The organism is Acinetobacter sp. 1566109, assembly GCF_000582255.1.
In the GTDB taxonomy this organism is placed as follows: Bacteria; Pseudomonadota; Gammaproteobacteria; order Pseudomonadales; family Moraxellaceae; genus Acinetobacter; species Acinetobacter nosocomialis.
The window spans coordinates 44,190-59,197 of sequence record NZ_JEYB01000015.1; the positions used below are offsets into that span (position 1 = coordinate 44,190).

At 37.3% G+C, this 15,008-nt stretch carries 16 protein-coding genes and 1 other RNA gene; 16 read left to right on the forward strand and 1 reads right to left on the reverse strand.

The features are described from left to right. Positions 1-156: 156 nt before the first annotated feature. From ggt to J582_RS12820, 16 genes are all read left to right on the forward strand, one after another. A complete protein-coding gene (ggt, locus tag J582_RS12760; protein WP_032048003.1) occupies positions 157-2,142 on the forward strand; it encodes a gamma-glutamyltransferase in 1,986 nt (661 codons plus the stop codon). A 162-nt stretch (positions 2,143-2,304) separates the two neighbouring features. Next, positions 2,305-2,664, forward strand: a transfer-messenger RNA (tmRNA) gene (ssrA, locus tag J582_RS25695). A 181-nt stretch (positions 2,665-2,845) separates the two neighbouring features. Next, positions 2,846-4,057: a tyrosine-type recombinase/integrase gene (locus J582_RS12765; protein ID WP_032048004.1), complete on the forward strand. Its 1,212-nt coding sequence runs from the start codon at positions 2,846-2,848 to the stop codon at positions 4,055-4,057. A gap of 10 nt (positions 4,058-4,067) precedes the next feature. Next, complete coding sequence (locus J582_RS12770; protein ID WP_155766477.1) at positions 4,068-4,823, forward strand: hypothetical protein; 756 nt, start codon at positions 4,068-4,070, stop codon at positions 4,821-4,823. Between the two features lie 142 nt (positions 4,824-4,965). Beyond that, positions 4,966-5,166 carry a helix-turn-helix transcriptional regulator gene (locus J582_RS12775; protein WP_032048006.1) on the forward strand — a complete coding sequence of 67 codons (201 nt, stop codon included), beginning with the start codon at positions 4,966-4,968 and terminating at the stop codon, positions 5,164-5,166. After that, positions 5,163-5,435 carry a hypothetical protein gene (locus tag J582_RS0104645; protein WP_032048007.1) on the forward strand — a complete coding sequence of 91 codons (273 nt, stop codon included), beginning with the start codon at positions 5,163-5,165 and terminating at the stop codon, positions 5,433-5,435. The genes J582_RS12775 and J582_RS0104645 overlap by 4 nt, the downstream gene beginning before the upstream one ends. After that, complete coding sequence (locus tag J582_RS12780; RefSeq protein ID WP_032048008.1) at positions 5,428-5,736, forward strand: hypothetical protein; 309 nt, start codon at positions 5,428-5,430, stop codon at positions 5,734-5,736. The genes J582_RS0104645 and J582_RS12780 overlap by 8 nt, the downstream gene beginning before the upstream one ends. Next, complete coding sequence (locus J582_RS12785; RefSeq protein ID WP_050674832.1) at positions 5,737-7,422, forward strand: AAA family ATPase; 1,686 nt, start codon at positions 5,737-5,739, stop codon at positions 7,420-7,422. Positions 7,423-7,853: 431 nt separating this feature from the next. After that, a complete protein-coding gene (locus J582_RS12790) occupies positions 7,854-9,059 on the forward strand; it encodes a phage major capsid protein (protein ID WP_032048012.1) in 1,206 nt (401 codons plus the stop codon). Next, positions 9,060-9,569, forward strand: coding sequence for an HK97 family phage prohead protease (locus J582_RS12795; protein WP_032048013.1), 510 nt, complete (start codon positions 9,060-9,062; stop codon positions 9,567-9,569). Further along, positions 9,566-10,714 (forward strand): phage portal protein, encoded by a 1,149-nt coding sequence (locus J582_RS12800; protein WP_050674833.1) that lies wholly within the window; start codon positions 9,566-9,568, stop codon positions 10,712-10,714. The genes J582_RS12795 and J582_RS12800 overlap by 4 nt, the downstream gene beginning before the upstream one ends. After that, positions 10,692-11,075: an HNH endonuclease gene (locus J582_RS0104655; RefSeq protein WP_050674834.1), complete on the forward strand. Its 384-nt coding sequence runs from the start codon at positions 10,692-10,694 to the stop codon at positions 11,073-11,075. The genes J582_RS12800 and J582_RS0104655 overlap by 23 nt, the downstream gene beginning before the upstream one ends. Positions 11,076-11,088: 13 nt before the next feature. Next, complete coding sequence (locus tag J582_RS12805; RefSeq protein ID WP_050674835.1) at positions 11,089-11,481, forward strand: hypothetical protein; 393 nt, start codon at positions 11,089-11,091, stop codon at positions 11,479-11,481. Further along, positions 11,456-13,003, forward strand: coding sequence for a terminase large subunit (locus tag J582_RS12810; protein ID WP_032048017.1), 1,548 nt, complete (start codon positions 11,456-11,458; stop codon positions 13,001-13,003). The genes J582_RS12805 and J582_RS12810 overlap by 26 nt, the downstream gene beginning before the upstream one ends. Further along, positions 13,003-13,290 carry a head-tail connector protein gene (locus J582_RS12815; RefSeq protein ID WP_032048018.1) on the forward strand — a complete coding sequence of 96 codons (288 nt, stop codon included), beginning with the start codon at positions 13,003-13,005 and terminating at the stop codon, positions 13,288-13,290. Before J582_RS12810 ends, J582_RS12815 begins: the two co-directional genes overlap by 1 nt. Next, on the forward strand, positions 13,290-13,649 hold the full coding sequence (locus J582_RS12820) for a phage head closure protein (RefSeq protein ID WP_032048019.1): 360 nt from the start codon (positions 13,290-13,292) through the stop codon (positions 13,647-13,649). Before J582_RS12815 ends, J582_RS12820 begins: the two co-directional genes overlap by 1 nt. 360 nt (positions 13,650-14,009) lie before the next feature. On the opposite strand, the gene J582_RS12825 is transcribed toward J582_RS12820, so the two are convergent. Beyond that, a complete protein-coding gene (locus J582_RS12825; RefSeq protein ID WP_032048020.1) occupies positions 14,010-14,879 on the reverse strand; it encodes a hypothetical protein in 870 nt (289 codons plus the stop codon). Positions 14,880-15,008 lie beyond the last annotated feature (129 nt).

The following is a 15,008-nucleotide window of genomic DNA, read 5'->3' on the forward strand; positions in this document are numbered from 1 at the left end:
AGGAGACATCACACAGAGCACAAAATAAACACCCTTAATCATTTAATATTATTAAAACTTTATTTTTATCAAAGATTAAAAAACTGAAGACCTGAAAACAAAGAAGCTTGCATGGCAATTGCATGGATAGGCAGGCGTATATATTGGAGTTATCACGTGAATAAAAGATATTCATTTTTGTTCAGTAGTTTATTAGCAGTCGGTTTATTACAAGGATGTGGAGATGACTCCTCGTCAGATCAGCCCAAGGATGATTCAAATACAACCCCGCCCAATTTAATTGTAGATAATGACCCGACCAGTTGTAGCAAACTGGCACAAGACGGTTCAAGTGTGGTGGTTGGTTCAAACCAAAATGGTGACCCCGCCGCGCCAGAGGGTGCATCGGGTTACAAACTTGGTAACACGGTTAAATATTCAGATAAATATATGGTGGTGGCAAACACGCCACTTGCGGTAAAAGCAGGTTGTGATGTGTTAAAAGCAGGCGGTAGTGCAGTCGATGCAGCCGTAGCAGTACAAGCGGTGCTGGGGTTAGTCGAGCCACAGTCGAGTACGATTGCCGGTAGTGGTTTTATGATGTATTACGATGCCAAAACCAAACAAGTCACTGCTTATGATGGCCGTGAAACCGCACCAGCGGCAGCCAACGAATTTTATTTAATTCGCCAAAATATATATGACCCAAATTCACCTGCACCTGTACCAAGTGCCCGCCGTAGCGGTCGCTCGATTGGTGTGCCGGGCGTGATGCGTTTGCTTGAACAAGCACAAAAAGAGCATGGCAAACTTAAGTGGAACCAACTTTTTGGTGAAGCGATTGGTTTGGCTGACAACGGTTTCCGCATTCCGGGGCGTTTGGCAGATGCAATTGCAAGTAATGCAAACAGCTTAGCACTCGATGCAAATGCAATCGCGACCTATTTCTACCCAGATGGATCACCACGTAAAGTCGGTGAGACCATGACCAATAAAGCCTATGCTAGAACACTTGAAGCACTCGCTTCACAAGGGGCAAACGCACTGCACACTGGTCCAATTGCGCAAGCCATTGTGGCAAAAGCAGGGCAAACCGTGGGTGACGACCCAGCAAAAACTCCTATTACCCCAAGTTTGATGACCTTGCAGGATTTATCGAACTATCAGGTGAAAAAACGCGACCCGATTTGTACGACGTACCGTGACCGTTACTATGTATGTACCATGCCACCTCCATCTTCGGGAGGAATTGCAGTTGCACAGACGCTAGGTATTTTAGAAAACTTTGATATGTCGCTTTATCCACCTAAAAACCCTGAAAATGAAGGTGGTGTGCCCGATGTCATGGGCGTGCATTTAGTGTCTGAAGCAGAGCGTTTGGCCTATGCTGACCGTGATAAATATGTGGCAGATACCGACTTTGTTCGTTTGCCAGCACAGGGTATTCCAAGTTTTATTGATAAAAACTACTTAAAGCAACGTGCAGCACTGATTAACCCGAACCAGAGTATGGGCGTAGCACCAGCAGGTAATTTCAATACAGCGGCAGGTGTAGACACCACTGTTGAGCATGGTACAACTCAGTTTACGATAGTAGATGCCTATGGCAATGTGGTTTCAATGACATCGACTGTTGAATCGAGCATGGGTTCATTCCACATGGTGGATGGGTTCTTGCTGTCAAACCAGTTAACTGACTTTAGCGCAAACCCTTATGACAGCACTGGGGCACCAGTTGCCAACCGTGTAGAAGGCGGCAAACGCCCACGTAGTACTATGGCGCCAACCTTAGTATTTAAAGGCACCACGCCAGATGAATTTTATATGGCAACAGGTTCACCAGGTGGCGGTACGATTATTCAATATGTAGTTAAAACTTTAGTGGGTGCATTGGATTGGAACTTAAATGCACAGCAGGCCACTTCGCTTGTAAACTTTGGCGCGACCAATAGTCCAAATACCAATATTGATAGCTCGAATGTACAGCTTTCCTTAGTTGACTTAATTGAAGGTTTAAAAGCAAAAGGGCATGGCATTTCTAACACTGCACAAACCAGTGGTATTTCAACGATTATGAAAGTAAATATAAATAATCAAAGTAAATACGCAGGTGGGGTAGACCCACGCCGTGAAGGTATTGTGTTAGGTAATGGTGCCTTATAGAGCAAACTTTAAAAAACGCTGTCATTTTTGGCAGCTTTTTTTATAAGGGGCCTTGAAAAAAACAAAAGGCACTCAATTATGTAAGTATGTTCATCAGTGGCAGAGTGTTGATAAAATGCACAGCATTTTATTTTAGTTATGCTATGATGTGCAGACATTCATGGGGATGTTATTGGCTTCGACGCCGGTGATGAAACTCATAGATGCATGCCGAGAGCGCATTTTCTCTCGTAAATAAAATTTGCATTTAAATAGTCGCAAACGACGAAACTTACGCTCTAGCTGCCTAAGGGCCGCTTGTCCGCTTCCTAGAATACTTGTGGTCTGGGAACCCGACTGAAGCGCACGCACACAAGTCCGTATAGAGTCAAGCCTCGGGGCTTTATACCAAACTTAGAGGATCGCATCTTGTACCCTGTTCGTCGGGTCACTTGGTGTTAAAACAATAGACGATATCTAAGCATGTAGTATTCTCGAGCGTAGTGCTGGCGGACGCGGGTTCAACTCCCGCCATCTCCACCAAAATATCAAAATCATATATTGTTACATAAATTTATATGAGTACGAAAGCCTTAAACCACAACGGTTTAGGGCTTTTTTATTACTTTAAATAAATATACTTAACTTCATATAATACGAGGTATATTGTATCCCTATTTGTAGCCCATTATGATAATTGAAACTGGGGATACATTTTATAGCTATGAAAAGATCAGAAGTAAAGACTGGTAAGCGTTTGTCAGATACCACATTGGAAAGTTTAGAGCCAGATGAAAAGGAATTCCGTATTTTAGATGGTGATAATCTTTATTTCCGTATCAAAACGAATGGTACTAAGTCTTGGCAATTAAGGTATAAAACACCTGAGAATAAATGGGCTTGGCGTGGATTAGGTTCATACCCCACAGTATCAGGTGCAAAAGCAAGAAAATTAGCTTTTGAATTAATGAATGCTTCATCTAATGGCACACCTATACCAACTCAAAAAGAAAAACGTATAGCTGAGATCGAAAAGGTTAATTCCACATTTGAACAAATTGCACAAGAATGGCTAGATACTAAAAGGCAAAGATGGACTGAGGGTACATGGACTAGAAATGTCGGGGCATTAGAAAAACATATCTATCCAACTTTTGGTAAATCTGATTTTAGAAATATTATGCCTAAAGACTGGTTTGAGCATCTTCTGGGGATACAAAGAGAGTTGGGAATTAATGAGCAAGTTAAGCGGATGGCTTCATTATGCCGAGAGATATATGACCTTGCAAAAGTTAAAGGAAAGATACAATACAATCCTTTAGATGGTGTGAATAAGTTTTTAGACCCAGCAGAATCTAAGAATATGAAGCATGTATCCCTAGAGGAATTACCAAGACTTTTACAGGTAATTAATAATTATCCAACTCCAGATGTAAGGATAGGACTGCAATTGTTAGTGATGCTTTTCCCTCGACCATCGGAATTGAGGGAAGCGAGATGGGACGAGTTTAATTTTAAAAAGGCAATGTGGGTAAGACCAGCCGAAAGAATGAAAACTCGTATTGAACATGCAATCCCATTACCTAAGCAGGCTATTGAACTATTAAAAGAGTTAAAAAAATATAGTGGTAATTCAGAATTGCTTTTTCCAAGTCGTACAAGTTTAGATAAACCTAGATCAGATACAGTTTTTATCATGGCTTTGCGCCGTATGGGATATGGTGATAAACAAAGTCCACATGGCTTTAGACATATTGCGAGTTCTGCATGGAATAGAAAATATCCGACAATGGGACAAGTTGTAGAGTCTGCCCTTGCTCATTTAAAGAAAGGCGTTAAAGGTATTTATGATAAAGAAGCACACTTTGAGGACAGAATAGAAATGCAGCAATGGTGGGCGGATGAGTTGGACTTACTTATTAAAACAAAAGAATAGAGGAAACATTATGAAAAATTTAACTGATTTTGAGGTTTATAAACTTCTTGATTCAATGAATTTATTAGAGTCAGCTTGTTTAATTGTTGGAGCAAGTCCAAATGAAATTAGAGATGCTGCTGATAGTACTAATGACTTTGATGTGCATGATAGATTTTACATAAACAATGGTACTAATGCAGCAAGGCATTTTCCGCTTGTACTTAATTCTCTTTTGAGGAGTATTGAGTTAGATAAAATTGAAACTTCAAGAATTAGCTATTATAGCAATGTTGGTTCATACGGTAATAATAATGAGGTTAAGATTATTAATCCAGTTATGACTTATATCGAAAAACCTATATTAGTTGAATGGCTTAAACAAAGAGGGGTATACCCTGAAGCATTATTTCCATTAGAACCAGATAATGAAATATTAAATGAAGAACATCCTTTTTATTCCAATAAGTTAGCTTTGATAGTTGATGCTTGGCAACAATTAAAATATGCAGAATTAGACAATCAAACTGTTAAAAATTATCTCGAATCATGGATTAAAGAACATAGCCCTAAATATGGTTTTGAAAATATGGGAGAAACAGCTATAAGTAATCTTGCTGAGATTGTCAATTTCGAGAAAGGGGGGAGGAGGATTAAAGGAAGCCTTGTAGATGCTTTTGAAAACTTAGAGAAACAACACATGAGGTTGATTAAAAAACAATCAAATAAACAAGAAAATAAAGACGATTCTAATGGTCAAATTATTGAGGGAGACCTACCATTTTAATTATTGATTTTTATCAACTATTTTTATTTATTTTGAAAACAAAATAAACACCATCCCTTATAATTTACATTATAGGGGATTTCTATTTTTATATAAAAAACAAAAACATAATTTCATACATCAACTGTATGGAGTTATGTAAATGCTTAAAAAGTTTAATGAAGTTTGTGATCTATTGAGTGTTACCCGTGACGGTTTACGAAAAATAATGCTCAAGGATAAAGATTTTCCAAAGCCAATTAAATTAGGAGACACAAAACAAGCCCCAGTCTATTTCGACATAAAAGAGATCGAACAGTGGGTAGAAATTAAAAAAGCTGCACGTAATGAGGTGACAGCATGAAAAATATTAGTTATAGTTATCTTGCTTTGAGCAAAATCTCAAAGTTAGCTTTGGTCGGCTATATTCTACGAGGCGCACAGTCCGCAAGGGCTTTTTTTGTGCGTAATATCTCTATGCGTTCGCATGTTATGGTGAAGCTGGAGAGGGACACTTTCGAGTGTGCAGGGAACCTTGTAGACCTGTCGACCAACCCTTTTCAGCTTTGCCACCCTCACTTGGTCGTGAATGGTAAAGCTCCAAAACTACAAGGAGCGCATTATCATGCCTAATCAAAATAACACCCGAAAACCGAATCCAATCAATAAAGATTATTTTCCATTACTTTGTCTGACGAATGAGTTTTTTGTACCCCATAAAGATGCCAATCATTTAAATGCTCAGGACGTAGTTGTTGACCTTGTGAACAGTGCTAAGAATATATCTATAGCAACATGGAACTGTTTTGAAGATGGTGAAAAATTAGTAATGAAAGGTGAAATTGTTGCCAATCTTATATTCGAAATTCAAACAAAATTAGAAATGATTGAGAAAATCCTACCTTTAGCTTTTGATGATAATAAGGGGGAATAAATGAATATAAAACCCTCTTGGGATACAACTGTAGATATGTTTGAGGAAATAGACCCAAAACAAAAGCCTATTTTCTCACACATGCATAACTACACTAAAAATGTAGTACATAGTTATTCGATTCAAGATTTTGATTTAAATGTATTGGTTCAGAATGAAGATAAGGGAAATTTTAGAACTGTAGCTGATGAAACTATCTTTAATAAAAGAGATATCTCAGGCTACAAGGCAATTCCTTTATATGATTTGGAGAGTAGTCAATTAATTGGTTATCAATTGCTAAATACAAAAAAGAAATCCCAGCCTATTAAAGTAGGTGCTGGGATTCCAGTTTGTAACTTTGGCAAATCAAACCCATCAAGTTTTATTGCTACAGACAATTTAAACTTATTTTTTAGATTATCGCAACTAAATTATGTTGCTGTATTTCATAGCCGTATTAATGCAGCTTTTGAATTGGTGGATAACTATTTTGATGATCAGAAACCAAGAATTATTGCTACCAATAAATCACTTAATTACAACAGTGATTTAAAAGTTCATTTTGATTCTGATGTTTCTGGTTTAACAGATCAGCAAATTCAATCCATTTTGTTAGGTAAGGCTTCTGAGATTAAACCAACAGAAGTCAATTCTAATACCACACTTCAGATTGTGAATATGAGTGACATTGAAGCCCAGCCAATTACATGGCTTTGGGATGGATGGTTGCCATTAGGAAAAATGACAATTCTAGCTGGTGCTGGTGGATGTGGAAAAACAAACTTAACACTTGCTTTGATTGCCACTATTACAACTGGAGGTGTATTTCCTGATGGTTCACAGTGTAGCAATGTTGGTAAAGTTTTAATTTATTCAACAGAGGACGACCCAGCAGATACTTTAAAACCTAGATTGATTGCCAATGGTGCAGATATTACTAAGGTATCTATCATTTCAGGTCGAACCAACGAGAAAGGAGAATTAGAGCCTTTTGACCCAGCACAAGACTTCCCTAAAATTGAGGAATACATCAAATTAAATCCTGATGTAAAACTTTTAATGATTGACCCGATTATTTCCGCAGTCAGTGGGGATATGAACAAAGCAAACGATGTAAGACGATCTTTACAGCCTTTAGTAGATTTAGCCAATGAATATAAATTTTCAGTGCTGGGGATAACCCATTTTGCTAAAGGTACTTCTGGAAGTAGTCCAGCAGATAGGATTATAGGTTCACAAGCTTTTACCGCCCTTGCTCGTATGGCTTGGAGTGCAGCTAAACGAGAAGATGAGGGCGATTGTATTCTTGTTCGTGCCAAAAGTAATAATTCAATTTTAGAGGGAGGTATACGTTATCAAATCGAATCTGAAACTGTTTTAGAGCATATCGAAACAACAAAAACAGTATGGCTTGGAACAATTGAGGGCACAGCCAAAGAATTATTGAATGAGGCTGAAACAAGCGAAAGCAATAGTTCAACTGTAGATTTAGCTAAAGAGTTTTTAATTGATCTATTAAGTTCAGTCGAAAATATGCCAACCAAAGAAGTTCAAGCACAGGCAAAAGATGCTGGATTTAGTCCAGCTTCAATTAGGAGAGCGCAAGAAAAATTAAACATAAAACCATTTAAACCACAAGGCGAAAAAGTCTGGTTTTGGTCACTTCCTAAAATTCATAGATTGGATGAGCCAACCCACTTTTAACCTCACTACACCAATGAGCAAGTTGAGCAACATGAGCAACATGACGTTAACTATATGAAATATATAAGTATTCAACTTGCTCAAGCTAAAATAGGGTGAGCAACATGACGAGCAACTTGAATTTTTATTTAAATCAAAGCTTTACAGTCAACTTGCTCATGTTGCTCAACTTGCTCAAGGTATATAGACATTAAAAAACCCCGCTTAATTCGCAAGAATAGCAGGGCTAAAAAGACCAATCGGAACAGAGCAACCCTTGTTGATGTATGGATTAGTTTTTATGCTCTTGTTTCGTAAAACAAGCATGAGATAGATGTTAAACAAATCTAAATTATTTAGCAAATTTTATATAGATTTATATGAATCTAAGACTATGATTTTTGCATATCTCTTATGATATTTAGGCTGTATCTTGATCAGGATACAGAGAAATGACTTTAACTGAATTAATTGAAAAACGATCTAACACCGTAAATCAGATGAAAGCGATTGCTGATAAGGCAACGGCAGAAAACCGAGATTTAACGGCAGAAGAATCTACCCAGTTCGACACATTGAAAAATGAAGAACGAAGCATCCAAAAACAAATTGACCGCACTGAATATTTACGCAGTCTTGAACGATCAGCACCAGCCGACCATATCGGTGATGGACAAAATAAAGACTTTGAACAATTAAAGCGTTCAGTATCAGTATCCAATATCATCCGTTCACAAATGAATGGACAAGGTTTATCTGGTGCAGAACTAGAATATAACCAAGAAGCAGAAAAACGCAGTGGACGAAAAGCACAAGGTGCATTCATTCCATTTGATGCGCTGGAAACACGAGCAAATACCACCACAACTGCAAAGCCTATTATCGGCACTGATTACAGACCACAAGATTTTATTGGGGCATTACGAGCTTCAAATATTGTCCGATCTATGGGCGTTCGTACATTAACTGGACTATCTGGTGATGTGGTTATTCCTAAATTTGGTACAGGTTTATCGCTTGGCTGGATTTCTGAGGGTGAAGCAGTTCCAGAAGATGAAATGTCTTTTGATGCAATTACCTTAAAGCCAAAACATACAGGCGGTAAGACTGAAATGTCCCGCCAGTTAATTCAACAATCAAGCCCTGATATTGAAAGCCTTGTTCGTGAGGACTTGAGCTATTTAGTCGGTCAGAATATTGATAAAGCAATTTTGTCTGGTACAGGCGTTAAAGACCCATTAGGGATTTTAAATACTATAGGCGTTTTAACTGGAACAATCCCAGCGACATGGCAAGAAGTTTTAGATTTGATTCAAAAAATTGAAGATGAAAATATCACCAATCTAAAATGGTTAGGTACAAGCACCACTAAAACTACATTGGCAGGGATTGAGAAATCCACTGGAACAGGACAGTTCTTATATTCAGGCGGTCAAGTCGGTGAATTGCCTTTCAATGTATCAGCTAATATGCCTGCAGATAAATTGATTCTAGGGGACTTTAGCCAAGTATTACTTGGTGTATGGTCAGAGATCGACATTCTAGTGAATCCTTATGCAGAACCAGCTTATAGCCGTGGCGGTATCCAAGTTCGTGCAATGGCGACTTGTGATGTAGCAGTCCGACACCCTAAAGCATTCTTGGTAGCAGGTGCATAAATGGAAAAGCGTTCTTTTAGTATTGAATCTAAGGGGCGCACCTTATCAGGGTATGCAGCCGTATTTGACAGCCCAACCATGATAGGGAATATCCAAGAAGTAATTAGAAAGGGGGCGTTTACACGTTCCCTTTCCTCTTTGGATGCCCCAAAAATTAAAGCGATTTATGAGCATGACACCAGCCAATTGTTAGGGCGTTTAGGTTCAAACACATTGCGACTTTCAGAAGATGAAAAAGGCTTGAGATTTGAACTTGATTTACCTAACACCACACTGGGTAATGATGTAGCTGAATTGGTCAAGCGTGGTGATCTATCAGGTTGTAGTTTTGGTTTTATTGTTCGATCAGAAAATTGGACAAATACCAGTCGTGAACTTTTGGACGTTGATCTATTTGAAATCACTCTAACAAGTGACCCAGCTTATGAAGCGACAAGTGTAGATTTACGATCAAAGCGTAAAACCACAAAACTAAGCCATGCTAAAAAATATCTGGAATGTTTACGATGAATAAACGACAAAGAAAGAAAATTGAGCAAAGGAATAATACTCCAGCATATGACACTTATTTTGCCAATGTATTAAACACACCTTTAGTCAATGCTAAAACAGCCGAGAGTATTAGCACTGTTTATGCTTGTATATCTGCAATATCTGAAACGATAGCCAGTCTACCTTTTGAAGTCTATAAACGAACAGATACCGGCAGAGAAAAAGCCAAGCAACATCCCTTGTATAAATTAATACATGACAAGCCGAATGGTTGGCAAACAGCCCTAGAATTTAGGGAAATGCTACAGCGTCATGTTTTATTACGTGGCAATGGCTATGCTGAAATTGTGAGAGATAACCGAGGGATTAAAGCATTAATTCCATTACATCCAGACAGTGTGACTGTCCTACTCAATCATAATGGGAATTTGGTATATGACATTGTTTTACATGATGGTAGCACTAAACGACTACTACAAGATGAAGTCCTACATTTACGCTACCACCCAAGCGACAGCACACCATATTTAGGAAGAAGCCCGATACAGGTAGCACAGGACACAATAGCCCTTTCATTATCTGAGCAACAGCACGGGACAAATACCTTTAATAATGGTACTTCAATGAATGGAGTAATTGAAACACTACCAACCACCACCAAAGATCAAGCACAAAACATTTCTGATAGCTGGAAAAAGAACTATTCAGGTGTGAAGAATCATGGGACTACACCAGTCCTACCAAGTGGGGCAAGTTTTAAACCAGTCAGTATGAGTTTGATTGATAGCCAATGGTTGGAGAGTAGGCAGTTCAGTGTATTGGAAGTATGCAGACTATTTCGTATTCAGCCCACCATAGTAGGTGTTTTGGATAATGCCAATTACTCCAACAGTGTGGAGTTAGCCAGACAGTTTGTGACCCTAACATTAAAGCGTCATTTATTGATGTGGGAACAGGCAATTAATAACACATGCCTAACATCACAGTTCTATTGTGAACATAACTTAGATGGCTTGTTACGTGGTGATAATGCCAATCGTGCAGCGTTCTACCAGTCAGCATTACAGAATAAATGGATGACCATTGATGAAGTACGAGAGCTGGAGAATCTACCAATAGGCATTAAGGCGGATCAGGACAATGAAGAATCACACACTGTATAAGCCAAAGCAGCGAGCTATCCCATTGAATAGCAGACTATGGCAGGAGATCAGACAGGCCGTTATTGCTCGTGATAGTGGCTTATGTCAGATATGTATTAAACGTGGACTAACAGTATCGGGAACTGATGTTGACCATATCAATAATGATGGTGATGACAACACATTAGATAACCTTATGTTGCTGTGCCATGAATGTCATTCGATTAAAACAGCACAAGATATGGGTAAGCATGTGAATTGGGGATGTGATGTGAAAGGTCGACCACTTGACCCGAACCACCACTGGAACACGTCAAAAAATCACGAAAAACTTTTTGATAGAGAACCGCCCACCCAATCACATTTTTATGAACGCAGTTGAGGGATTTTGAAATATGGCAAATCCAAGAAAACCAACAGCCCTAAAAGAACTAGCTGGCAATCCTGGTAAACGTCCTTTGAATGATGCAGAGCCAGAGTTCCTACCAGCCGAAACCATAGCCCCCGATTGGTTGGTTGGTGAGGGATTGATTCAATGGAATAAATTAGCCCCACAAATGGCGATAAATAAATTATTGAATATTGCCACTGTAGAACCATTAGCAACCTACTGTGATTTATTAGGTGCATACATCGAAGGTCGTAGAGCTGGGGAAATACCAGACATGAGAGTATTTAACGCATTGCGCTTAATGGCTAAGGAGTTCGGATTTACCCCATCGAGTAAAGGCGGAATAGTTGCACCAGAAAAAGGAAAGAAAAATGACAAGTCCAGATTCTTTAGCTAACTATTATTTTGATGAAGATGAAGCCGATAAAGTTATCGACTTCTTTTCTGAATGTCTTACACATAGCACAGGACAATGGCGTGGAAAACCATTTGAACTGCTAGAGTGGCAAATAAAATATTTAAGAGAATTGTTCGGCTGGAGAAGATTGGACAATGGTAAAAGACGTTATAGGCAATCAGCTTTATTTATCAGTCGTAAGCAAGGGAAAACTGAACTTGCAGCAGCTATCGCTTTGTATTGTTTGCACTGTGAAAATGAACCAGCAGCACAATGTTTTAATGTAGCAGCAGACACAGATCAAGCAGCACTTTGCTTTAATGCTGCAAAGGCTATGACTGAAAATGAAATTGAATTAAGTACCAGATCAGAAATTTATAAGCGTTCTATTGTTGTTCCGAATACTGGGAGTGTTTATCGAGTTTTATCTAGTTCAGCTAGTACCAAGCATGGATTGAATGTCCATTATTGTGGCATTGATGAATTACACTGTATTGATGATCGTGAGCTTGTAGACGTTTTTACAACTGGTACATTGGCACGAAATAACAGCCTTATTTTATATACCAGCACAGCAGGCTTTGATAAAAATTCTATTTGTTTTGAGATTTGGGACTATGCTTTAAAAGTTCAAGATGGAATCATAGATGACCCAACATTCCTGCCTTGCATTTATTCAGCCCCAGATGATGCAGATTGGACAGACCCAGAAGTATGGAAAGCAGCTTGTCCAAGTATGGGACACACTGTAGACCAAAGTTTTTATGAACAAGAATGTTTGAAAGCCCAGCAAGTCCCAGCATATGAAAACACTTTTAGACGCTTGTACCTGAATCAATGGACAGAATCAGATTCACGTTGGTTGAGTTCTTCGGTTTGGGATGACTGTAAAAATGAAAATTATCCAGACTTTTCTGGATTGCCTTGTTACATAGGTTTAGACCTTTCATCCGTTCAGGACATTACCGCCCTTGTTTTAGGTTTTCCAATTGATGGTAAATTTTATGTAGTTCCGTATTTCTTTGTTCCACAGATTCAAATCTGGGAGAGATCGAGAAAGGATAAAGTTCCATATCCGCAATGGGTAGAAAATGGATATTTGATTGCAACAGATTCTAAAGCAGTTGATCAGCAAGCTATTCGATTAAAAATCCATGAACTGGGTGAGAAGTACCAGATTAAAGAAATTGCCATAGATAGATGGAATGCCAGCCAATTGATGACAGACCTAGAAGCAGATGGATTTGAGGTTGTTGGATTCGGTCAGGGTTATGGCAGTATGTCAGCCCCATCAAAACAATTTGAAACAATGTTAATTAATGGAGATTTTCAACATCCTAACAACCCAGTTTTAAATTGGATGTGTGCCAATACTGTTGTCGAAATTGATGCAGCAGGCAACACAAAACCAAGTAAAAAGAAATCAAGTGAAAAAATAGATGGCATTGTCGCCAGTATTATGGCTTTAGGGCGAGCAATGGCGAACATCGAATTAGACGTAAATGACGAGGTAATATTTTAATGAATTTAGTTACTTTAACCGAGATGAAACAACACCTTAGAATATTGCATGATTTTGATGATGCAACGATTCAAATTTATCTGGACAGTGCCGAACAGCATATAAAAAACTTTCTTGGTTTAGATTGGGGTAAGGTTGTAGATGCACCAGCGCCCATTAAATCAGCAATTCTTTTATTGGGCGCAGACCTTTATTTAAACCGATCTATGCAGGCAGATCAGGTGCTAAATAACAATCGTGCATTTGATTTGCTTTTAAATCCCTACATCACTAAAGAGGTGTACTAATGAATATAGGTGCAATGGACAAACTTGTTATTGTGGAAAAATCGACAAGCACACAGAATCCGAATACTGGGGCTATTACTAAGACATGGAGTGAATACACACGGATTTATGGCGATTATCAACCTTTATCAACAAAAGATATTTTGGCAGCTCAAGCCATAAAAAGCACAATTCAGGCAAGACTTTTAACCCATTTAATTGATGATGTTGATTCAACAATGAGGGTCAGGATTATGGGATTAAATAAAAATCCTAAAGGTTCATTATTTGCTATTGATGGAAACCCATATCCAGACAATAGAAATAACCGAACATGGCTCAATTGGAATTTAAAAACGCCTGAAGCTGGATGGGTATAATATACGTCAGTTCAGTGGATATTTTGGAAGTTGAACTCATATTATGATATTCTCTTAAAGCTATATAAATACATATAAAATATAGATATTTGTATCCCTGTATGTATCCCTATTGGATTTGTGTAATTTAATTCCCTGTAAATCAATTAATTATAATTATGTTCAATTGTCGCCATCCCACCAAAATTCGTGAAAAGCCCCAAATATTAATTATTTGGGGCTTTTTATTATCTAAAAAATATAGCTTCTATTGAGCTTATTGATGTAAAAAATAAAACTACTTCTACTATATCAATAAAGAATTTAAAGAAGGTAATAAGGAAACCTTTATGGGGTCGGATGTGTCAAATTGGCAGCTTATTAGTAATTAGAATTAATCAATTCTTTAAAATCATTGACACTTTTTAATAAGGAAGTTTTTATCATATTAGCTTTTAGTCCTTTTTCTTTCTCAAGATTTCCTATACCGTAATCTTGTCCTATGTAATCCTCTTTTTCATTCAGTAGAGAAATAATATATTCTTGTGCCTCCTTAACTTGATTAAATTGAAATATATCTTTCATTTTAAAAAATATTTTATTTAATGAGTTAATGAATTCATTTAATGTTGTGAAAACACAAAATGTGTCTTCTTTCAATAGTAAATTTTTTTTTACTGGTTTTCCCCAGCTATCATAGTTTTTAATTAGGTCATCTCTGTTGAAATGAAATTTTGAAGTAACCTGTGGCATCTCTGACTCATCACGGATGTATTGTAGAGAAAACTCAAATTTTGGAATACTGCAATGTTGCATATAGTTTCTTAATTTATAGCAAAAAGAATAAGAAAAATTATTATCAAATTCCTCTGCTTGAATTTTTTTAAAGAAAATAAATTCCTTTGATTCCTCACCGAACTCTCTTTTTATACTGGTTTCAAGGTGTTCGAGCATTGTTTTAAATGCTGCTAATATATTTATTAATCCTTTTCCGAATATTCTATTAATTTTTATAAAATCGATACTTGCAATGTGTGATTTCTCAGCGCTTAAACTATTTGTATATAGTGAGAATTCATTGCTAAATGAATTGCAGTTTTCATGAATGCAATAAAGTAAAAAAAATCTTTCTTCAAATTTTTCTAAAATATTTTCAAAGTTTTTAATTGATTTGATAGTTTCTAAATCTAGTTCTTTAATTTCAGAAATATCGTTATTTTTAAAACTATTTAATTTTAAAGCCTGACTCATAATTAACCTAATATTTTAAGTGAATTTAACCTAATTATTTATTATAGTTAAGTTTATTCTACTATAGAAAGCATATTTCACCATTGTTTATAATTGTGATTGTTAAGATAAATGAGTCATCTTTTAAAA

Bases quoted from the DNA above. Each gene is read 5' to 3' on its own strand.
- J582_RS12765 (WP_032048004.1), top strand. From the start codon at position 2,846: ATGAAAAGATCAGAAGTAAAGACTGGTAAGCGTTTGTCAGATACCACA.
- J582_RS12770 (WP_155766477.1), top strand. From the start codon at position 4,068: ATGAAAAATTTAACTGATTTTGAGGTTTATAAACTTCTTGATTCAATG.
- J582_RS12775 (WP_032048006.1), top strand. From the start codon at position 4,966: ATGCTTAAAAAGTTTAATGAAGTTTGTGATCTATTGAGTGTTACCCGT.
- J582_RS0104645 (WP_032048007.1), top strand. From the start codon at position 5,163: ATGAAAAATATTAGTTATAGTTATCTTGCTTTGAGCAAAATCTCAAAG.
- J582_RS12780 (WP_032048008.1), top strand. From the start codon at position 5,428: ATGCCTAATCAAAATAACACCCGAAAACCGAATCCAATCAATAAAGAT.
- J582_RS12785 (WP_050674832.1), top strand. From the start codon at position 5,737: ATGAATATAAAACCCTCTTGGGATACAACTGTAGATATGTTTGAGGAA.
- J582_RS12790 (WP_032048012.1), top strand. From the start codon at position 7,854: ATGACTTTAACTGAATTAATTGAAAAACGATCTAACACCGTAAATCAG.
- J582_RS12795 (WP_032048013.1), top strand. From the start codon at position 9,060: ATGGAAAAGCGTTCTTTTAGTATTGAATCTAAGGGGCGCACCTTATCA.
- J582_RS12800 (WP_050674833.1), top strand. From the start codon at position 9,566: ATGAATAAACGACAAAGAAAGAAAATTGAGCAAAGGAATAATACTCCA.
- J582_RS0104655 (WP_050674834.1), top strand. From the start codon at position 10,692: ATGAAGAATCACACACTGTATAAGCCAAAGCAGCGAGCTATCCCATTG.
- J582_RS12805 (WP_050674835.1), top strand. From the start codon at position 11,089: ATGGCAAATCCAAGAAAACCAACAGCCCTAAAAGAACTAGCTGGCAAT.
- J582_RS12810 (WP_032048017.1), top strand. From the start codon at position 11,456: ATGACAAGTCCAGATTCTTTAGCTAACTATTATTTTGATGAAGATGAA.
- J582_RS12815 (WP_032048018.1), top strand. From the start codon at position 13,003: ATGAATTTAGTTACTTTAACCGAGATGAAACAACACCTTAGAATATTG.
- J582_RS12820 (WP_032048019.1), top strand. From the start codon at position 13,290: ATGAATATAGGTGCAATGGACAAACTTGTTATTGTGGAAAAATCGACA.
- J582_RS12825 (WP_032048020.1), bottom strand. From the start codon at position 14,879: ATGAGTCAGGCTTTAAAATTAAATAGTTTTAAAAATAACGATATTTCT.